We start from the raw sequence: 20,241 nt of genomic DNA on the forward strand, positions 1-20,241 counted from the left end.
GCTTATGCCATATGAAAATATTCCGTATAAAAGCTATTGCTGGAGTTTAGGGACTACCAGCTACAGGACAAAAAATTTTAACCAGAATATTGAAAGGCAGCTTGTTCTCCTTTCTGATTTCTGGGCCAGAGAAGATATAAAAGGAAGAAAGTGGAAGAAGGACAATGAGACCCAGGCAAAATATTATGATTTTATGGCTGAAGAGGGGTTTCTGACCGGGGCTGCTAAAAATAAACCTAAGGATGCAAGAGAGAAAACCTCAGGTCTGGTGGACATTGGGCTAATAGATGAAAACAGAAAGCTGACTCCTGTAGGAGAAAAATTAATGGCTATCAGCCAAAAAGGAGATTTTTCTCCTGACAATGCCTTATGGCTGCCAAAAGACAGCTTTATATATTTAAAGCAGCTGCTGAAAACAGGAAGTAAAATAAAGGGAAGTGATGTTAGACCTTTTATAGTTTTCCTTTATCTTCTCAATAAAGTAGAGTATCTGTCTATGGACGAGTACACTTATCTTTTGCCTTTATGCGTAAACAGACAGATTACAGAGAATATGGTAGATTATATTAAAACCAGACACATAGAGGGAAAAAAAGATCAGTCGGATATAGACGAGAAAATTTTAGAAGTGCTTATGTCAATGGACAATTACCAAAAGGGGCTTAAACTGCTTTTGGAAAATGAGGTCAGCAGCCAGAAGGAGAAGCAGAAGGAATCAGAGGAATTAATTCGTACTATAGGGTTTAACAGAAAAAGCCGTTCCTATGATAAGGCGTATTATCCCTTATACATAGCTCTCCACAAATTATACAGAGAAAAGGACTGGAGCCAGGCGGAAAAAGTATATGAATGTACAAAAAAGCTGCAGAGTAAAGTAGGAGGCGGCTGGAGAAAGATGCTATTTTCCAGTAAATCTGTAAAAGCTATTGCCAAAGAGCCCAGGAAATATTTAAATAAAACAGAATTTGACCAGGCAGAGGATGAAAGGAGCTTTAAAATAACCTTTTACAGGTGTTTTCATTTATTTAAGGCCAAATCTAACTTGTCAGATTATTTAGATTTAAACCGCAGGTATATTAAAAATACAGATACTGTGCTGTTTGAGGACGGAATTGTAAAGCTGGATATTGTGCCAAGGCAGTTTTTTGACAGCTGTATAGAAAGACTGTATGAGGATGCTTATACAAAGTGTGATTTTCTGCCTGAGGACTGCAGTCTGGAGGAAATTCACCCATGTCTTCTTATTGATGAGGCTGCCATAATCCGGGGAATTAACAGAGAACTTAGAGTCAGTGTTTCCACAATGGAGGAAGCCAGAAATGTGCTGGAGGATGAAAGATATAAAAGGCTGCAGCATTTAATAGACACTCAATTTACAGATGAAAGGCTGATTCGGCTTCTCACCTTATTTGAAAAAAGGGAGGATGGAGAAATCAGCCGCATGGTTACAGACAACGCAGACATTCCTACGATTTTTGAGTATATTCTGGGAATTATCTGGTACAAGGTAAGCCAGAGAAAGGGGAAAATACTGGATTATATGAAGCTTTCCCTGGAAGCAGATCTGCTTCCTAAAACTCACGCTGCCGGTGGGGAAGCGGATATTGTGTACGAATATGAGGAGACAGAAATTTATCCCCGCCACACTTTACTTTTAGAGGCTACTTTGGCCAACTGGACTGCTCAGAGAATTATGGAAATGGAGCCGGTTTCCAGACATTTAGGACAGCATTTACTGAAAACGGGAAACCACAGTTCTTACTGTCTGTTTACCAGCAACCGGCTGAATATTAATGTAATGGCGGATTTCCGCTGCCGCCGCTACATGCAGTATTTTGATACCAGCGACCACGGCAAGTCTATAGAAGGAATGAAAATTATTCCTCTGGAAACTACAGAGCTGAAACAGATTATTAAAAATCATCTTACATACAGGCAGCTTTATCCTTTATTTGAGCAGGCCTACAGATCTGAGAAAAAACTGCCTCAGTGGTATGAGGAAGAGATTATTGACCGTCTTTTACAAGCCTGATATCATGCCCCATGGACTGAATCCACTCAGCCTGCTGAGGAAATGCTTTCATCCATGAGGAGTTTACAGATATAGTTATCTTTATATTGCTGTCTGACAGGGAGGTAAGCAGCTGATTTAACTGGGCGCCGCTGTCAGAGGCGGACAAAGTAATGTATATGCGAGGGGAAGGGGCCTGACTGGCAGGAAGATTTTCTTCTAAAAGCTCTGTCCGGGAAGAAGAAAAAATATGGAAGGAGCTGACGGAAGCGGCCAGCTTCCCCTGCTGGTAAAAGTTAGTAAATGCTCCGATTACCAGAAGAAATAAGGTCATCCAGAACAAAGCATTTTCAGAAAAACGGTGTTTCATAGAACTGCTCCAGTGGAAATATGTTTTTACAGTTTATGATTTTTCATAAGGTTTTAGCACTGAGAACAATATTTTAGTAAAGCGATTATAAATTGTTGATTGTTTCAGCCACAGAGATATTCTGTATTCTTTTGGCCGGAGTATAGACGGCTGCTATTACTGCGAAGACAGCAAATAAAAGTATAACTGTCAAAGAGAAAACAGGTAAACGAAAAACGGCATAAGGGAAATGTTCTATAATAAGGAAATCGTAAAGCAGCTTGCTTAATGGCAGTCCAATGATACAACCAAAAACACAACCGAAAAAAGCGTAGGTAACTGCCTCGGCGGCAATCATTTTTGTAATTTGACGTTTATCCATCCCTACGGCGCGCATAGCTCCATACTGTTTCATTCTTGCAGACACGCTGATGGAAATGCTGTTGATAATATTCAGTACGGCAACTAATGTGATAATTGCTAAAAAGCTATAGATGCAAAATACAAAAGCCGTATAGGTGCCGGCAGTGTGCTGGCTGCGTTTGTCCTGAAAATTATATTTTTCACCTAGGGCAGTTTGGATGGCGTTAATGTTTTCATCACTGGCCGTGCTGGTGGTTTGTACCATAATAAGAGAATAGTCTGTGATCCCTGTTAAGCGGACAAAAGTTTCGCCGGACATAATAAGGGTAATCTTTCCGTTTGTCATGCCGTTGCTGCTGAATGGGTCATATTTCAGCAAACCGGCAATTTCAAGCGTTTCATTTCCTACCAATATGGTATCTCCAATTTCCCAGGAACTATTTTGATCAGAAACAGCCAGGACATAATTGCTATCTCCATAAACCTTTGATAAGCGGCTGCCTTTTTTTAAAGCATTATCTTTTTTCAGGCACTCTAAATCAAAATCATCATAAGAAATAAGGTCAAGGGTACTGGAAAGTGTCGTATCTCCATGTAGTCCTGCGGGGACATAAAAAGAACTCCGGCGCCCGTAAACTCTTTTAACCCCAGCCATATTGCCAATGGTTTCTACAAGCTCTTTAGGGACAGAGCCTGTGCCGTCGCTGCTTGAAATATCAATATCAGAGGCGCCGGCGGATTGGGGCATAAGGCAGTTGACAAACTCAATCATAACAGAAAAGCTTAAAAACAGGATTATAGTAAGCGCAAAAGAGCCTGTCATTAGAATTAGATTTTTTCCTGCAGAAACAGCATGATTAATACCGAGAACAGTTTCTATTTTTAAAAATCCTGTGTTAGTCCAATAACGGATTGTTTTGGTATTGTTTATATTTCCGGATACTGCAGCAACAGGAGATACTCTGGAAGCGCGTCTGGCAGGAGAGCTGGCGGCAATCAACACAGTAATAGTCCCCACAAGAATACCGCTGATAATACCAATAAAGCTGACGCCAAAAAGAGGAATATTAGAAAATTCTTCTCCTACAAGAAAACGCAGCGCCGCGCATAGCCCCCATGTAACCACAATTCCCAGGGCAAGACCTATGGGAACTGCCGTTTTGCACCAATTCAGGGCTTCTAAGCGTACAAAGCGGATAATCTGCTGTCTGCTCATGCCAATACAGCGCATCATTCCCAAAAAGGCTGTTCTTTGGGCCACGCTGCTGTTCATACTGCTGGAAATCATTAAGATGCCTGCAATTAGTATGAGAAAGAAGGCAATAACTGCAATAATAAGAAGGGATTGCCCCATAGTACTTCCAATTATATCTGAAATTGATAAAGCGCCGTGTTTCCCTACCAATCTGGCCTGTTCCATTCTAATTCCCATCTCAGCCATGCTGAATACTGCTGTTACCATGAATACAGAGAAGCGTCATGCAGTTTTGGCGCCGGTGTACTTTAGCGGAAATAGGAATCAGGCTAAGATAACTTTTCATTCGCGCCACCTCCCCAAATCGGTCAGAACCCCGTCGGATACCTGCAACATCCGGTCGGCTGTCTGTGCGATGCTTCTGCTGTGGGTAATCATTACAATGGTTTGTTCATATTTTCTGGACGCCTCTTTCAGCAATGTAATAACTTCGCTTGTATTTTGCGTATCAAGATTTCCTGTGGGCTCGTCGGCAAGAATCAGCGCCGGACGGGTAATCAGAGCCCGTCCAATTGCCACACGCTGCTGCTGTCCGCCGGACAGCTGGCTGGGGAGATGGTGGCGGCGTTCCTTCAGATTAAGAACAGCAAGCAGCTCCTCCAGATACTTTTGGTTAGGTTTCTGATAGTCCAGCAATACAGGAAAAATAATGTTCTGCTCCACGGTTAATTCTGGTATCAGGTTAAAACTCTGAAAAATAAAGCCAATATTTTTGCGGCGGAAGATTGTCAGATTAGGTTCTTTCATGGAAAAAATGTCCCTTCCGTCAATAAACACCTGGCCGGAGGTAGGCGTATCCAGAGCTCCCACCATATTCAGAAGCGTACTTTTTCCAGAACCGGATTCTCCAACAATAGCCACAAATTCACCTTTGGGGACAGAGAAGGCAGCGCTTTTTAGGGCCTGAACGGCCGCCTCGCCATTCCCATAGGTTTTAGAAACATTTTTCACTTCTAATAAATCCATTTTATCTCACACCTCTTTCTGTTTTCATATGGAAAGAGTAGCATATGAATCCTACGATCAGATAACTTACAGCCTACAATTTTGTAGGAATCAGAAAATTAACGGTAAAAGTAGTGCCAACGTCTAATATACTGTCTACTTCGAGTGTTCCATGATGGGCCTCAATAATAGCTTTTGTCAAAGGAAGCCCCAGACCAACGCCCTGTATGTCCTTAGAAAACCGGCTGCGGTAAAACCGTTTAAAAATATGCGGTAAATCCTCCGGGTGTATGCCCCGTCCGTTATCCTGTATGATGATTTGAACAGTGGAGACAAAAGTACGCCACTGAACATAGATTGTCACCCCTTCCTTTGTATGGTCAAAAGCATTTTTTACAATGTTGCTGACCGCTTCTGTCAGCCAGTCCAAATCACAGAATAATGTAATCGTATCATTGCCGGAAAAGATTAATTTTTTCCCCTCCTGCTTGGCCTGACAGGTAAAATGCCGCTGAATATAGCCCATCATTTCTGATACATTTTCAACCGCTTTATTGATTACCACTGTCCCGGCGTCCAGCTTAGCAATTTTTAACAGGTTCTGGACAAGAGTTTCAATCCGGTCAAGTTCCTGTTCAGAAAGCTCTGTAAATTCCCTTAATGTAGAAATATCCGCCGTTTCATCCTGCATAAGACTATTATAAATATTCAACGCGGCTAAGGGTGTTTTAAGCTGGTGGGAAATATGGGAGATTGTGTCTTTCATAAACTTTTTGGATTGTTCTTCGTTTTTTGCATGGGCATTTAAAACGGACGTCAGATAATTAACCTCATGGAACAGACGGTATAATTCCCCTTCGCTGTCACACTCAATCCGGGCGCCTCGTTCCCCTGAGAGATAGTCCCTGATTTGTCCGACGGCTCTTTCCATGATTTTATTCTGTTCCAGAAAGTACAAATATATCATAACAAATACAGAAATCCCCATCCCTGCGGAGGACAGAAACACCCAAAACGCCATGGCTGGAGGTTTCAGTCTGACAAGAGCTGTAGAAATTGCTGTAAAAATTAATACAGCAGACAGCAAAAAAGCTGTTTTATTTTCCTGTTTGTCAATATATTCATAGCGCACCTCAATTCCCAGTATTCCACTTGTAGCCCATACGCCGGACAGTTACGATATTTTGCGGATTAGCCGGGTTATCTTCAATTTTAGTGCGCAATCTGCGGATATAGACGGTAAGGGCGTTGCTGTCAATGTAATTTTCATTGCAGTCCCACAGTTTACTTAAAATCTGTTCTGGCGAAAGAACAATATCCGGATTTTCCATGAAAAGGCGCAGCAGCTTATATTCGCTGGCTGTCAGAACAACAGGCAGTCCATTTTTGTAAACCTCCCCCTGTAACAGCCGTACCCTTATGCCATTGGAATTTAACTCTGTTTCCCTTTGACTAAAATTCTCACTTCTCCGTAAAAGCGCATTTAGTCTGGAAAGGAATACTGCCAGCTTAAAAGGCTTTGTAATATAATCGTCGCCGCCTATATCAAGCCCCATAATAATATTAGTTTCTTCATCAGCTGCAGTTAAAAACATAACCGGCATTTTTGAGGTTCTGCGGATTTCCCTGCATAAGTCATAGCCGGAACCGTCTGGAAGTGATACGTCCAATATAGCCAGATCATATTTGCCCTTGGGCCATAGCCCTTCCGCTTCCAGCTTCGTCCGGGCAACATCAATTTCATATCCTTGCTTTTTCACCGCAAAGGATAAACCATTAATTAAACTTAAATCATCTTCAACAAAGAGAATACGCTTCATCATTTTTCACCATCCTTACAAGAAAAGTTATAATTGCTAGAACTCTATAGAAGCAGTCAAAGGCGCCTGGAGCGAAAAAAGGATACCGCTTCAAAGCAGTATCCCTTTTTGTGCATTTTGCCTAAAGTTCCCTAATACTATTAGGCTGAGAAATCAGGCATCTTCTTTTCTATTTTAACATTTTAAATCCGGGGAAATACCGGAATATTACCTTGGCAATCATGGCGTCTCTGGAAACATAGTGGTTTTTCCATCTTCTAGCGTCAGAGGAATAATTTCTGTTGTCGCCCATCATAAAGTAAGAGTCCTCCGGAACTTCAAAATGAAGGGGAACCTCCTCAGGGTCCATTGGCTCGTTTAAATAAGGCTCGTCTAAAGGCGTATCGGAGCCGTTTAAGTAGACATTAGAGCCTATAATATCAATAGTATCTCCAGGCATACCAATAATTCTTTTTACATAATATATTTTCTCGCCCTCCGGCGCGTCAGGCCACAGGAAAATGGCAATATCTCCCCGTTGAGGGTCTCCAAACTTATAGGAAAGCCTAGAACCGATTACACGGTCATGGGCCATAATCGTAGATTCCATAGAACTGGTGGGAACACGACTGTTTGCTATTACAAAATTGTTCAGCATGTAGGCGATCACTGCAGCAGTCAGAATAATCTTAATCCAGCTGACAATCTCTTCATGCAAAGAAAACTTGTTTTTCATGGAAATACTCCTTATAAACACATAATTTTATAAAATACAAGGCGCAGTAAATCATTTACATAATACGCACTTTCTTAGTTTATATGAGAAATTGAAGGGATGCAAGAGGTTTTGTGAAAAGTAAGAAAGTTTTTAGGATATAGATAGAATAAGAAAAAAATGGAATGGAAAACCAGGGGAGAATCTGGTAACATTAAATGTAACTATTAGTGTACAAGGGGGAAATTTATGAAAATACAGGAAAAGAAAACATACATAGCAGGGGGCGTTCTGGCAGGACTGTCCTTTGCTGGGCAAGTAGGGGCCAGAAGTCTTTCCGGGTTTGGAAATTGGTATGCGGAAAATATTTATCCTGTTTTAGTTTCTACTGTAGGGCGTTTAAGCGGCCTGCTTCCTTTTTCCCTTTCAGAAATCGGTATTTATATTTTGATTGTACTGTGGGTAGGCTATGGGATTTTACATATTAAACATCCGGGAAAAATTATCTCTAAAACATTTCTTTTAATTACCGGCATATTCTTTCTGTATACCTTTCATTGCGGAATTAATTACTACAGAATCCCATTTTCCCAGTACATAGATCTTCAAATCAGGCCCTCGTCAAAGGAAGAGCTATATGAGCTTTGCGAAGAGCTGACGGATCAGGTAAATCAATTTAAGGAAAGCGCTGGGGTAAGGCTGACAGAAGGGGAGTATGCTGCCTTAGGAAGGGAAGCTATGGGAAATTTGGGAGATCAATATTCTGCATTAAACGGTTTTTACCCCAGACCTAAGCCGGTGATGATTTCACAAATTCTTTCTATCCAGCAGTTAGCAGGTATTTATTCCCCGTTTACAATAGAAGCAAATTATAATCAGGATATGACGCCATATAATATTCCCCACACAATCTGCCACGAGCTGTCCCATTTAAGGGGATTTATGAGAGAGGATGAAGCTAATTTTATAGGCTATTTGGCATGTATTGGGTCTGACAGTGAAATATATCAGTACAGCGGATATTTATCCGGTTGGATTTATGCCACCAATGCCCTGGCCTCTGTGGACATAGACGGATTTAGAGAGCTGTACAGCCGTCTGGATTCAAAAATTGTGGAGGATATTTATGCAAATAATGCTTTTTGGGAAAGCTATGAGGGGAAGATTGCGGAGGCTGCAGATAAAATTAATGATACATATCTAAAAGCCAACCATCAGACAGATGGAGTAAAAAGCTACGGCCGGGTAGTAGACTTAATGCTGGCTTTCAGAAGAAGCCGGCTGGAGAAAGAGGGGGGAACTGCCGCAAGAAAATAAAGTTTCATAATGATTGTATTATGAAAGCTAAAATGGTAAAATAGGTACAAGATTTTTAAGCCAAGGGGGTTTGTATATGGATAAAAAATTATATGATTTAATGGATTGGGCAGGTATTGAGGAAATGGTCTATTCAGAGGCGAGACATCCGGAAAACCTTTTAGGGCGTCATGTTCTGGAGGAAGGGGTTTTAATCCAGGCATTTATCCCTACAGCGGAAGCTGTGGCTGTAAAAATATTGTCCACAGGAAAGGTGTATCCAATGAGCTTAGCAGATGACGAAGGATTTTTCGCGGCTCTTCTTCCAAAGAAGACAACGGCCGCTTATACTCTCCAGATAACTTACGACAATGGAAGCCAGGAAGAAGTTTATGATCCATATTCCTTCCCCTCTCAGTTTACAGACTCTGATCTGAAAAAATTTGCTTCCGGAATTCATTACCAGATCTATGAAAAAATGGGAGCTCATCCTATGACTATAGATAAGGTAGAGGGAGTGCTGTTTGTAGTGTGGGCTCCCTGCGCTATGCGCGTCAGCGTAGTAGGAGATTTTAACCTTTGGGACGGCAGACGTCACCAGATGAAGCTTCACGAGGGAAGCGGCGTTTACGAGCTGTTTATTCCAGGATTGAAGGAAGGGGATATTTACAAATACGAAATTAAGAAAATGAACGGAGACCCTGTTTTAAAGGCGGACCCGTACGCCAATTACGCAGAGCTTCGCCCAAACACAGCTTCCGTTGTGTGGAATATTGGAAAATATCAATGGAATGATAAAGAGTGGATGGCAGAGCGGGCTAAAAAAGATTCTAAGAAAAAGCCAATGTCTATTTACGAGCTGCATCTAGGCTCCTGGAAAAGAAAGGAGCATTTGCTGGATAGGGACGGGCTGGAGATTACAGGCTCAGAGTTTTATAACTACAGGGAGATTGCCAAAGATCTGGCGGCTTATGTAAAAGAAATGGGCTACACACATATTGAGCTTATGCCGGTGATGGAGCATCCTTTAGACGCTTCCTGGGGATATCAGGTCAGCGGTTACTATGCGCCTACCAGCCGTTACGGAACCCCTGACGATTTTATGTATTTTATGGACTATATGCACAGCCAGGGCATAGGCGTGATTTTAGACTGGGTTCCGGCTCATTTTCCAAGGGACGCCTGGGGAATGGCGGCTTTTGACGGTACCTGCGTATATGAGCATAAAGACCCGAGACAAGGCTCTCATCCTCACTGGGGCACCTTGATTTATAATTACGGCAGGCCTCAGGTAGTGAATTTTCTGATTGCCAACGCTATGTTCTGGGCGGAAAAATATCATGCAGACGGCATACGCATGGATGCAGTGGCCTCTATGCTGTATTTGGATTACGGTAAAAATGACGGCGAATGGGTGGCCAATATATACGGCGGCCATGAGAACCTGGAGGCCGTAGAGTTTTTAAAGCATTTAAATTCCATATTTAAAAAGAGAAGGGACGGAGCTGTCCTGATTGCAGAGGAATCTACGGCATGGCCTAAGATTACTGGGGATGTGAAGGACGGAGGATTAGGCTTTGACTATAAGTGGAATATGGGCTGGATGAATGATTTTCTGGGATATATGCAGTGCGACCCTTATTTCCGCAGATATCACTATGGGGAACTGACCTTCAGCCTTTTGTATGCCTACAGCGAAGACTTTATTCTGGTATTTTCCCATGATGAAGTGGTTCACGGGAAAGGCTCTATGGCAGGCAAGATGCCGGGAGCTACTTTGGAGGATAAATATGCCAATTTAAGAGCGGCATATGGCTTTATGATAGGACACCCTGGAAAGAAGCTGCTGTTTATGGGCCAGGAATTTGGCCAGATGAACGAATGGAACGAAAATACAAGTCTGGAATGGGAGCTTTTAGACTACCCTATTCATAAACAGACAAGGGACTATGTGAAGGCCTTAAATAAGCTGTATGCAGAGTATCCTGCATTATCAGAAATGGACTATCATCCTCACGGCTTTGAGTGGATTGAGTGCAACAATGCGGCAGAAAACATTTTAGTATTTATCAGGAAAACTAAGAAAAAAGAAGAGACGCTTATGTTTGTCTGCAACTTTGACACAGTGGCCCATGATAAATTTAAGGTAGGCGTTCCCTTTGCCGGCAGATATAAAGAGATTTTAAACAGTGATGCCAAGGAGTTTGGAGGGCTGGGAAGAATCAATATAAGAGCCAAGGCTTCTAAAAAGGAAGAAATCAATGAAAAGGCAAATTCTATTACTATTAATCTTCCTCCTTTAAGCGTATGCGTATTTACATGTACGCCTTTAGCGGCAGTAAGTAAATCAGCAGTAGGCAGGTCTGCCACAACAAGGAAAACGGCTGCCGGGAAAAAGACGGCGGCGGAGGAAAAGGCTCCTCAGGTAAAAAAAGCTTCCTCCAGAAACAGAGGAAACCTGAAGGTGGTAAAACAAGAGAAGGGAAATATATGAAAGCATCTAGGGTAAGGACAGTTATTTTAGCAGGAGCGCTGTGCGCGGCCTTGTCAGCAGGGGGGCTGTGGGTCAAATAAAGAAACTGAAGTAACGGCGGCAGATACAGCGGCCGCCTCCACAGAAGAAAGCGCTGCTTCAGAAAAAGAGACAGAGCAGGAAAGTACTGAGGAAAAAGAGAGTACAACTGCAGAGGAAACTACGGCTGCTTTACCAGAGACAAAGGCGGCTGCAGAGCAAGTAACTTTCCGTGACCTCTCCAGCCTGGAGTTCTGGTTTGGAAGCGGGGCCGGCGCCTGGTCCACAACATTGACAATCCATGAGGACGGCAGCTTTTTTGGTGTGTACCGGGACAGCGACATGGGAGATATTGGGGACGGATATCCTAACGGAGTAGTGTATTTATCTGTATTTGAAGGTCAGCTGGCACAGCCTGAGAAAGTAAACGACTATACATATTCCATGGAAATTCAAAGTATCCGCTGTGAAAATGAACCGGACACAGAGGAAATACTGGATGGAATTTTGAATCGTTACAGAGAGCCTAATGGAATTGAGGGAACTAAGGAGCTGCTTCTTTATTTGCCGGGAGCGCCTTTGGCAGAGCTTCCCGAAGAATTTTTAAGCTGGGTGGGATACTATAATTACTCAGAAACCGGGGAGACGCAGCTTCCCTTTTACGGCTTATATAATCAGGCGGCGCAAAACGGTTTTTCCAGCTACAGCGTAAGCGCCAGAGAAAATATGGCGAAATATGTGGAGGAGACCAGGAAGCAGGCGGAAGTTCTGGAGAATTCTATTAAAAGTGATATTCTGTCGCAGTCAGAATTAAATATAACCTCCGGGCAGCTGTATACATACTGGGATGAAGCTTTGAACAGTGTGTGGAGTCAGTTAAAGGATACTCTGGATAAAGAGTCCATGGAAGCTCTTACTGCAGAAGAGAGAAAATGGATTGGAGAAAAGGACAAGCTGGTGGAAGAGGTGGGAGCTATGTATGAAGGCGGCAGAATTGACGAAAGAAAGAGTTTATGAGCTGCTGCAGCTTTTAGAATAATACTAAAATTAAGGAAGCTTAAAGGAGATATGTAAATGACAGAGCAGGTACAGCCCAATGTTTGGCTTGAGATGGTAAAAGGGTGGGTGCCGGGAATAACAGAATTTGGAATACATCTTGTGGTTGCAGGTCTGATTCTTTTTATTGGTTTTCGCATTGCAAAAATCATCAGAAAGATGTTGGATAGATCTTTTGAGAGGATGGATATGGAACTGAGCCTGAGAAAGTTTTTGCTTTCTCTGGCTCAGGCCCTGCTTTACGGAATTGTTATCTTTATGGCGGCTGAGAAAATAGGCGTTAAGTCCTCGTCTATAATCGCCCTTTTCGGTTCTGCCGGACTGGCCTTAGGACTTTCCCTTCAGGGAAGTCTGTCTAACTTTGCAGGGGGAGTGCTGATTTTGCTGATGCGCCCTTTCAAAGTAGGAGATTATATTATTTCTCAGTATGGGGAGGGAAAGGTCAGCGCCATCGGTCTGGTATATACAGTTCTGCACACATCTGATAACAAAAGAGTAGTGATTCCCAACGGCAGTCTTTCTAATTCCCCTTTAACAAATGTGACGGGACAGAATGTCCGCCGTGTGGACGTGCTTGTAGGAATCGGTTATTCTGCCGATTTAAAAGAGGCCAAGGAAGTGATCGAAAAAATTTACCGGACGCATCCCCTGGTGCTTCAGGAGGAGCCTATTCAAACCTTTGTGTCCGAACTGGCGGACAGCGCCGTTATGATTGGCGGAAGAGGATGGACAGAAACAGATAACTACTGGACAGTGTTGTGGGATATTACAGAAAGTGTAAAGCTGGAGTTTGATAAAAGGGGAATTGAAATTCCTTTTCAGCAAATGGATATACACATTGTTTCCGACGGAAATAATGATGAAAAAAAGCAGCAACCTGCTGAGGAGCGCAGGGTGCAGATACAGAAGAGAACAGAAAAAAAGGAGACCTGATTATGCGGGAATGTGGAATATTATTGCCGATTTCCAGTCTGCCCTCTCCTTATGGGATAGGGTCATTTTCAAAGGAGGCTTATGAATTTGTAGACCGGCTTTGTGACGCCGGCCAAAGTTACTGGCAGATACTGCCTTTAGGACCTACAGGATACGGGGATTCCCCTTATCAGTCCTTCAGCGCCTTTGCAGGCAACCCATACTTTATTGATTTGGACAGTTTGGCGGAAGAAGGGCTGTTAACTGAGGAAGAATGTCAGTCAATGGACTTTGGGGACAACCCTCAGTATGTGGACTATGAAAAAATGTATTACTCCAGATTTCGTATTCTGCGTCTGGCATTTGAACGATGGAAAAACCAGGGCAGCCTTTCCAAAGAGCTTTTAAGCCTGGAGACAGAAGAATATTGTTTTTACATGGCTGTGAAAAACCATTTTCAGGGAAAATGCTGGTCTGAATGGGACGAGGACATTAGAAACAGAAAGCCTGGGGCTGTGGCCAGATACGAGAAGGAGCTGGAAAACGATATTTTATTTTATCAATTTCAGCAGCTGAAATTTCAGGAGCAGTGGAAAAAGCTAAAAACATACGCCAACAAAAAGGGGATTAAGATTATTGGAGATATTCCTATTTACGTGGCTTTTGACAGTGCAGACAGCTGGTTTCACCCAGAACTCTTTCAGTTTGACGAAAAAAACAGGCCTGTGGCAGTGGCAGGATGTCCTCCCGACGGATTCTGCGCTTTGGGACAGCTGTGGGGAAATCCACTGTATAATTGGGAGTACCATAAAAAGACGGAGTATGTATGGTGGACAGAGAGAATGGCTTACAGCTTCCGCATGTATGACGTTGTGCGCGTAGATCATTTCAGAGGATTTGACGAATATTATTCCATTCCTTTTGGGGAGGAGACGGCTGTAAACGGAAAATGGGAAAAGGGTCCTGGTTTTCCATTCTTTCAGGCTATAAAGGAAAAATTAGGCGACTTAAATATTATTGCCGAGGATTTAGGATTTTTAACTCCTGCAGTTTTGAAGCTGGTGGAGGATACTGGTTTTCCGGGAATGAAGGTTTTAGAATTTGCCTTTGCCGCTGACGGGCAGAGCGCTTATCTTCCATATAGATATAAAGAGAATTGTGTGGTTTATACAGGAACCCATGATAATGATACCCTGAGTAGCTGGTATGATACTATGCCTGATTGGGACAGAGACTTTTCTGTTCGGTATCTGGGAAACAAAAATACGCCTAGAGAGGAAATCCACTGGGATTTTATAAGAGCAGCCTTAGGCAGCGTGGCAAAACTTGCCATTGTGCCTGTACAGGATTATTTAGGCCTGGGGAGAGAGGCCAGAATGAACGAGCCTTCCACCCTGGGATTAAACTGGAAGTGGAGGCTTCTGCCAGACCAGTTTGATGACCACATAGTAGGCCGGTGCAGGGACGCAGCCTGGGTGTTCGGCCGATGCAGACAGTAATAGTACTGTCTGGTATGTAAAATATATGCAGATAATACTGTAAAGCTGAGAGGAGATAAATTTCAGCTCTATGGAAACACTGAATTGATATGTGCAAAGACACATGGAGAGAGTGGGACGGTGGAGTGGAAATTTACTCCTTTTTTGTTATTTCAATGGAAATAGTCAGAAAAAACAGCGCATGAAACTTAAAGAAATGTTTATACTGATAATAGAATCAGTTAGCCGCAGAAGGTGATAATATGGGAGAGCTGTTTATAGGTATTTGGAAGGTTTGGCAGTGGCTGATGAGCCATCTGATTTTTATTAATTTAATATTGTCAATTATTATTGTGTTTTTCCAAAGACGAGATCCAAAGGCAGTTTGGACATGGCTGCTGGCCCTGTACTTTATCCCTGTTTTTGGATTTTTATTTTATCTGCTTTTTTGTCAGGATATTAATAAAAGCAAAATGTTCCGCATTAAAGAGGTGGAGGATAAGCTGAGAATCTCCGCCAGAGGACAGGAGAATTTTCTGAGAGGCCACAATATTGACGAAATGGATACTCTGGGAAAGGATTATAAAGAGCTGGTGTTTTATAATCTGGATACGTCAGGGGCAGTTTTGACGGTAAATAACGAAATTGAAATTTTTACAGACGGGATGGCAAAGTTTGAAGATTTAAGAAACAGTTTAAGGCAGGCAAAAAAGTTTATTCACATTCAATATTATATTATAAAAAAAGATGAAGTTTTTCTATCTATGGTGCCGATTCTTAAAGATAAGGCCAGACAGGGGGTAGAGGTGCGGATTTTGTGCGACGGAATGGGAGGAAGGTTTGTGCCTAAAGCCTTGTGGAAGGAATTGGAGGAGGCGGGAATTTTTGTGGGAATTTTTTTCCCTCCAATTCTGGGAAGGCTGAATTTAAGGGTAAATTATAGAAATCACAGAAAAATAGTAGTAATAGACAATCAGACAGGGTATGTAGGCGGCTTTAATATTGGAAAAGAATATATTGGAAAAGATAAAAAATTTGGATATTGGAGGGATACCCACTTAAAAATCAGGGGTGGGGCTGTTATCAGCCTTCAGATTCGGTTTGCCCTGGACTGGAATTATGCAGTGAAAGAAAATTTGTTTCTCCACGTAGAATATTTTGACGATAACGGGGAAATGGAAAATATAGGTCCGATTTTGTCCGGGGAAAAAAGACCATTGGGAATTCAGATTATTACAAGCGGTCCGGACGTAACATATAAGCAAATCAGAAATAATTATTTAGAGCTGTTTCACAAAGCCAGAAAGCATATTTACATTCAGACTCCGTATTTTATACCAGACGACGCGGTGCTGTCGGCATTACAGATTGCCGCCAGATCTGGCGTGGACGTGCGGCTTATGATTCCCTGTATGCCAGATCACCCATTTGTATATTGGGCAACCTATTCTTACACAGGGGATTTATTAGAAGCAGGGGCCAGATGTTATCAATATGAAAATGGGTTTCTCCACGCGAAAGGCGTTATGGCGGACAGCTGCGTTTGCTGCTACGGCACTGCCAATATGGACATCAGAAGCTTTGAGCTGAACTTTGAGGTAAATGCGATTATTTACGATGAAGAGACTACGAAACAGCTGGAGGAAATTTTCTTAAATGATTTGAAATACTGCCATGAAATCACATTGGAAGAGTATAATAACAGAAATATTTTCATTCGGGTAAAAGAGCAGGGCAGCCGGCTGCTGTCGCCTTTGCTGTAATTATCAGGAATTAGTGAATAAACAGAAAGCAGAGTGGGAAATACTATTTACCATGAAGATTATACAAAACTTTTTAAAATGTGGAGTAACTGGCTGGTGTCTGGAAGTAATGTTTACATCTGTGGAATCAATTATGGCGGGTGACTGGAGGCTGATGGGAAAAACCTCGCTGCTGATGTTTCCGATTTACGGTATGGGCGCTCTTTTAGAGCCTATTGGAAAAGGTGTAGACAAATGGATTGGAGATCCTCAGACAGGGGTGGCAGTGCTTCAGGAAAAGGACAAAATCGTCCGTCATGGAATGCTGTACATGGTACTGATTTTTGTTGTAGAATATGGCTCGGGACTGCTTTTAAGAAACCATGGCATTTGCCCCTGGGATTATACAGGCAGGCACACAAACATTAACGGGCTGATCCGTTTGGATTTTGCGCCCCTGTGGTTTGGAACAGGACTTTTATTTGAGCAAATAACAAAAAAGAGAGGCGGCTAGACTTGTAATCTGGCCGCTTGTTTTATATAATAGAAAAGACATAAAAAACTGGCAAAAGGGGACTGAATCCATGATAAGATTTATCTTGGTGGCATTAAGCGTTATACTATTTTTAATTTTAAGCATTCCGATTCTGATTGCAGAGTGGATTGTGGGAAAAGTGAATCCGGAAAAAAGGGACTGGCAAAGTCTTAGGATTGTAAAAAGCGTATTCAAATATCTGTTAGCTGTGGCAGGAGTAAAAATCACAGTAAAAGGGGCGGAAAATATTCCCCAGGATAAAGCAGTTTTATTTGTGGGAAACCACAGAGGATATTTTGATATTCTGGTAGGTTATGTGACAGTGCCGTGTTTAATGGGATTTGTAGCTAAAAAGGAGATGTTAAGATATCCTTTATTAAAAGACTGGATGCACAACGTAAACTGTCTGTTTCTGGACAGAGTAAATATGAAAGAAGGGCTGAAAACCATTTTGACCGGAATAGAAAAGGTGAAGCATGGTATTTCCATATGGATTTTTCCCGAGGGTACCAGAAGTCGCACAGAATCTGTTTTGGAGATGCTTCCCTTTAAAGAAGGCAGTCTGAAAATTGCGGAAAAGGCCGGCTGCGCAGTGATTCCTGTGGCTATGACAGGAACGGCGGAGGTATTTGAAGCCCATATTCCTTTTATTCATCCGTCACATGTAATTATCCAGTTTGGAGAGCCAATTTACATAAAGGAGCTGACTGCTGAGCAGAAAAAGTTTTCAGGAGCTTACACAAGAGATAAGATTCTGGAAATGTTACAGGAGCAGCTAAAGGAAAGAGAAGGCTTTACGGCTGAAAAATAAAAAATGCAGATAATCGGAGGAACGCCATGGATTTACTGGAGATAAGAAAAAAGCTGGACCAGATAGATAAAGAACTGGTTCGGCTTTTTGAACAGAGAATGGATCTTTGCAGACAGGTGGCAGAGTATAAAATAGAAACAGGGAAGCCTGTATATGACGAAGAGAGGGAGTCCCAGAAAATAAAGTCAGTAAGAGAACTGGCTGAAAGTGAGGAAAATAAACAGGGCGCCGAGGAAATGTTCAGGCAGCTGATGACTGTGAGCCGCAGGCTGCAGTACAGACTTCTGGCGGAAAATGGTCAGGATATGCAGCTGCATTTTAAAGCGGTGGACAGCCTGCCTAAAGCAGGGGTCCGGGTAGTATACCAGGGAATTGAAGGGGCGTACAGCCATGGGGCTGCGCTCCAGTATTTTGGGGATAATGTAGATGCTTACCATGTAAAAACGTGGGAGGCAGCTATGGAAGAGGTGGAAAAGGGCCGCGCCGATTATGGGGTGCTGCCTATTGAAAATTCTTCTGCAGGCGTGGTGGAGGATAATTATGATCTTTTAATGGAATATCATAATTACATTGTGGCGGAAACATTTCTTCCTGTAAAACATGCGCTTTTAGGTTTACCTGACGCCAGCCTGGAGGAAATAAAAACAGTATTTTCCCATCCTCAGGGGCTGATGCAGTGTTCTGAATATTTAGACAGCCATCCGGATTGGAAGAAAATCAGCGTGGAAAATACGGCGGTGGCTGCGAAAAAGGTAATTGAGGAGGGAGATAAAACTCAGGCGGCAGTAGCCAGCGAAATTGCCGGCCGTCTTTACGGCTTAAAGGTGCTGCAAAGCTCTGTAAACTATAATAAAGAAAACACTACCAGATTTATTATTGTATCCAGGCAGCCTATATACAAGAAAACTGCAGATAAGGTAAGTATTTGTTTTGAGCTTCCTCATAAAAGCGGATCTTTGTACAATATACTGAGCAATTTTATTTACAATAATGTTAACATGGTAATGATTGAATCCAGGCCTGTAAAAGATAAAAACTGGGAGTATAGATTTTTTGTGGATGTGGAAGGAAACCTGGGGGATTCGGCTGTAAACAACGCCTTAAAAGGCATTGAAGAGGAAGCCGTAAATATGAGAATTCTTGGAAACTATTAAGAAAAGAGAGAAAAAATATGAATACCAAGCAATTTGTAATCTATAGAAAATTAAAAAATCAAAAACTTTTTGACGATATGGCAAAGCTGCTAACTGAGGAGAACATGGACCAGGCGGCAGAGACGGCTTACAGCTGCGCCCATCGTCTGCTGGAGCTGGCAGTGGCCTATGGTTTGGAAGGAAACCTGTGGCACTGCTTTTTAGCTTTATGTCTGGCAGACAATGAAAATGCATACAGCACCTCCTGTGAAATTGTGGGGGAGGCAGAGGGAAGCCTGAATGTGCTGGTAAAAAGAGATTTTACCCTGATTAAGGAGCTGTTTGACTGCGATATCAGCTGCCTGGACCAGATTAGCGGCCCTGATTCTCAGCTGTGGAAGGAGCTAAAAAACTACAAGGCTGCCAACGGAAGCAGCCGCATGTTTAATAAGCGAATCAGAGACCGTCTGGTAGAACTGGCCGTGTCCTTAGAACATGCAGAAACAGTAGAAGAGTTTCACCGCATGATCACTGATTTTTATAAAGAATTTGGCGTAGGCAAGTTTGGGCTGAATAAGGCCTTCCGTGTAATTGAGAAAAAAGAAAAAGTAGAAATTGAGCCGATTGTAAATATTGAGCATATTTACCTGAACGATCTGGTGGGATATGAGCTTCAGAAGAAAAAACTTATAGATAATACTCAGGCCTTTGTGGACGGAAAAGCCGCCAACAATGTGCTCCTTTACGGGGACGCAGGTACTGGAAAATCCTCCAGCGTGAAAGCTGTTTTAAATGAATATTATGACAAGGGACTTAGAATTATTGAAGTGTATAAACATCAATTTCAGTGTCTTTCAGATATTATAGAGCAGATTAAAGACAGAAACTATAAGTTCATTATTTATATGGATGATTTGTCATTTGAAGAGACAGAGCTGGAATACAAGTACTTGAAAGCTATTATTGAGGGAGGATTAGGTAAAAAGCCGGCTAATGTGCTGATCTATGCCACCTCTAACAGACGCCACTTGGTGAGAGAAAGCTTTAAAGACAAACGGACCCTGGATGACGACGTGCACATTAACGACACTGTCCAGGAGAAGCTGTCCCTGGTGGCCCGGTTTGGAGTTACGATATACTACGGCGCTCCCAATAAGAAGGAATTCCAGAATATTGTAAAGGTTCTGGCTGACAAGTATAAAGTAATTATGCCGGAGGAGGAGCTTCTTTTAGAAGCAAACAAATGGGAGTTAAGCCACGGAGGACTTTCCGGGCGGACTGCCTCTCAGTTTATTACATATCTGTTGGGAAACACCGACGGAAATTAAA

General features: G+C 42.4%; 15 protein-coding genes and 2 pseudogenes. 11 read left to right on the forward strand and 6 right to left on the reverse strand.

Features of this window, described 5'->3' with window-relative positions:
- The first annotated feature begins 4 nt into the window (after positions 1-4).
- Positions 5-2,032, forward strand: a complete 2,028-nt coding sequence (locus C1A07_RS10155) for an AlwI family type II restriction endonuclease (protein ID WP_101877005.1) — start codon at positions 5-7, stop codon at positions 2,030-2,032.
- Here the strand turns inward: C1A07_RS10155 and C1A07_RS10160 are convergent.
- The 6 genes and pseudogenes from C1A07_RS10160 to lepB form a co-directional block, all read right to left on the reverse strand.
- Positions 2,007-2,381 (reverse strand): polysaccharide deacetylase family protein, encoded by a 375-nt coding sequence (locus C1A07_RS10160; protein ID WP_101877006.1) that lies wholly within the window; start codon positions 2,379-2,381, stop codon positions 2,007-2,009. The genes C1A07_RS10155 and C1A07_RS10160 overlap by 26 nt on opposite strands.
- An 85-nt stretch (positions 2,382-2,466) precedes the next feature.
- Positions 2,467-4,264, reverse strand: a pseudogene (locus C1A07_RS10165) (ABC transporter permease).
- Positions 4,261-4,944 (reverse strand): ABC transporter ATP-binding protein, encoded by a 684-nt coding sequence (locus C1A07_RS10170; RefSeq protein WP_101877007.1) that lies wholly within the window; start codon positions 4,942-4,944, stop codon positions 4,261-4,263. The pseudogene C1A07_RS10165 and the gene C1A07_RS10170 overlap by 4 nt, the downstream one beginning before the upstream one ends.
- A gap of 73 nt (positions 4,945-5,017) precedes the next feature.
- Positions 5,018-6,048: pseudogene (locus C1A07_RS10175) on the reverse strand (sensor histidine kinase).
- An 8-nt stretch (positions 6,049-6,056) separates the two neighbouring features.
- Positions 6,057-6,743, reverse strand: a complete 687-nt coding sequence (locus C1A07_RS10180; protein ID WP_101878111.1) for a response regulator transcription factor — start codon at positions 6,741-6,743, stop codon at positions 6,057-6,059.
- 169 nt (positions 6,744-6,912) lie between these two features.
- Positions 6,913-7,458, reverse strand: a complete 546-nt coding sequence (gene lepB, locus C1A07_RS10185) for a signal peptidase I (RefSeq protein WP_101877008.1) — start codon at positions 7,456-7,458, stop codon at positions 6,913-6,915.
- 228 nt (positions 7,459-7,686) lie between these two features.
- On the opposite strand from lepB, the gene C1A07_RS10190 reads away from it, so the two are divergent.
- The 10 genes from C1A07_RS10190 (at position 7,687) to C1A07_RS10235 (ending at position 20,240) form a co-directional block, all read left to right on the forward strand.
- The gene (locus tag C1A07_RS10190; protein WP_101877009.1) at positions 7,687-8,754 is read left to right on the forward strand and encodes a DUF3810 domain-containing protein; all 1,068 of its coding nucleotides are present in this window, start codon (positions 7,687-7,689) and stop codon (positions 8,752-8,754) included.
- A 76-nt stretch (positions 8,755-8,830) separates the two neighbouring features.
- Positions 8,831-11,227: a 1,4-alpha-glucan branching protein GlgB gene (gene glgB / locus C1A07_RS10195; protein ID WP_101877010.1), complete on the forward strand. Its 2,397-nt coding sequence runs from the start codon at positions 8,831-8,833 to the stop codon at positions 11,225-11,227.
- A gap of 309 nt (positions 11,228-11,536) precedes the next feature.
- Entirely contained in the window at positions 11,537-12,262 is a 726-nt protein-coding gene (locus tag C1A07_RS10200) for a lysozyme inhibitor LprI family protein (protein ID WP_101877011.1), read from the forward strand.
- A gap of 57 nt (positions 12,263-12,319) precedes the next feature.
- A complete protein-coding gene (locus tag C1A07_RS10205) occupies positions 12,320-13,234 on the forward strand; it encodes a mechanosensitive ion channel family protein (protein ID WP_101877012.1) in 915 nt (304 codons plus the stop codon).
- 2 nt (positions 13,235-13,236) lie between these two features.
- Positions 13,237-14,712 (forward strand): 4-alpha-glucanotransferase, encoded by a 1,476-nt coding sequence (malQ, locus tag C1A07_RS10210; protein ID WP_101877013.1) that lies wholly within the window; start codon positions 13,237-13,239, stop codon positions 14,710-14,712.
- Between the two features lie 242 nt (positions 14,713-14,954).
- Complete coding sequence (cls, locus tag C1A07_RS10215) at positions 14,955-16,454, forward strand: cardiolipin synthase (RefSeq protein WP_101877014.1); 1,500 nt, start codon at positions 14,955-14,957, stop codon at positions 16,452-16,454.
- A 52-nt stretch (positions 16,455-16,506) separates the two neighbouring features.
- Complete coding sequence (locus tag C1A07_RS10220; RefSeq protein ID WP_101877015.1) at positions 16,507-16,947, forward strand: putative ABC transporter permease; 441 nt, start codon at positions 16,507-16,509, stop codon at positions 16,945-16,947.
- A gap of 70 nt (positions 16,948-17,017) precedes the next feature.
- Positions 17,018-17,779, forward strand: a complete 762-nt coding sequence (locus C1A07_RS10225; protein ID WP_101877016.1) for a lysophospholipid acyltransferase family protein — start codon at positions 17,018-17,020, stop codon at positions 17,777-17,779.
- Between the two features lie 26 nt (positions 17,780-17,805).
- Positions 17,806-18,933: a prephenate dehydratase gene (gene pheA / locus C1A07_RS10230; protein ID WP_101877017.1), complete on the forward strand. Its 1,128-nt coding sequence runs from the start codon at positions 17,806-17,808 to the stop codon at positions 18,931-18,933.
- A gap of 17 nt (positions 18,934-18,950) precedes the next feature.
- Positions 18,951-20,240, forward strand: coding sequence for an ATP-binding protein (locus C1A07_RS10235; protein ID WP_101877018.1), 1,290 nt, complete (start codon positions 18,951-18,953; stop codon positions 20,238-20,240).
- Position 20,241 lies beyond the last annotated feature (1 nt).

It is taken from the genome of Lachnoclostridium edouardi (assembly GCF_900240245.1).
GTDB lineage: Bacteria > Bacillota > Clostridia > Lachnospirales > Lachnospiraceae > Lachnoclostridium_A > Lachnoclostridium_A edouardi.

What these genes read in the sequence shown, in the direction of transcription:
- lepB (WP_101877008.1), bottom strand. Translation starts at nt 7,458, where the DNA reads ATGAAAAACAAGTTTTCTTTGCATGAAGAGATTGTCAGCTGGATTAAG.
- C1A07_RS10235 (WP_101877018.1), top strand. Translation starts at nt 18,951, where the DNA reads ATGAATACCAAGCAATTTGTAATCTATAGAAAATTAAAAAATCAAAAA.
- C1A07_RS10190 (WP_101877009.1), top strand. Translation starts at nt 7,687, where the DNA reads ATGAAAATACAGGAAAAGAAAACATACATAGCAGGGGGCGTTCTGGCA.
- glgB (WP_101877010.1), top strand. Translation starts at nt 8,831, where the DNA reads ATGGATAAAAAATTATATGATTTAATGGATTGGGCAGGTATTGAGGAA.
- C1A07_RS10220 (WP_101877015.1), top strand. Translation starts at nt 16,507, where the DNA reads ATGAAGATTATACAAAACTTTTTAAAATGTGGAGTAACTGGCTGGTGT.
- pheA (WP_101877017.1), top strand. Translation starts at nt 17,806, where the DNA reads ATGGATTTACTGGAGATAAGAAAAAAGCTGGACCAGATAGATAAAGAA.
- C1A07_RS10170 (WP_101877007.1), bottom strand. Translation starts at nt 4,944, where the DNA reads ATGGATTTATTAGAAGTGAAAAATGTTTCTAAAACCTATGGGAATGGC.
- C1A07_RS10205 (WP_101877012.1), top strand. Translation starts at nt 12,320, where the DNA reads ATGACAGAGCAGGTACAGCCCAATGTTTGGCTTGAGATGGTAAAAGGG.
- C1A07_RS10160 (WP_101877006.1), bottom strand. Translation starts at nt 2,381, where the DNA reads ATGAAACACCGTTTTTCTGAAAATGCTTTGTTCTGGATGACCTTATTT.
- C1A07_RS10155 (WP_101877005.1), top strand. Translation starts at nt 5, where the DNA reads ATGCCATATGAAAATATTCCGTATAAAAGCTATTGCTGGAGTTTAGGG.
- C1A07_RS10225 (WP_101877016.1), top strand. Translation starts at nt 17,018, where the DNA reads ATGATAAGATTTATCTTGGTGGCATTAAGCGTTATACTATTTTTAATT.
- C1A07_RS10180 (WP_101878111.1), bottom strand. Translation starts at nt 6,743, where the DNA reads ATGAAGCGTATTCTCTTTGTTGAAGATGATTTAAGTTTAATTAATGGT.
- malQ (WP_101877013.1), top strand. Translation starts at nt 13,237, where the DNA reads ATGCGGGAATGTGGAATATTATTGCCGATTTCCAGTCTGCCCTCTCCT.
- cls (WP_101877014.1), top strand. Translation starts at nt 14,955, where the DNA reads ATGGGAGAGCTGTTTATAGGTATTTGGAAGGTTTGGCAGTGGCTGATG.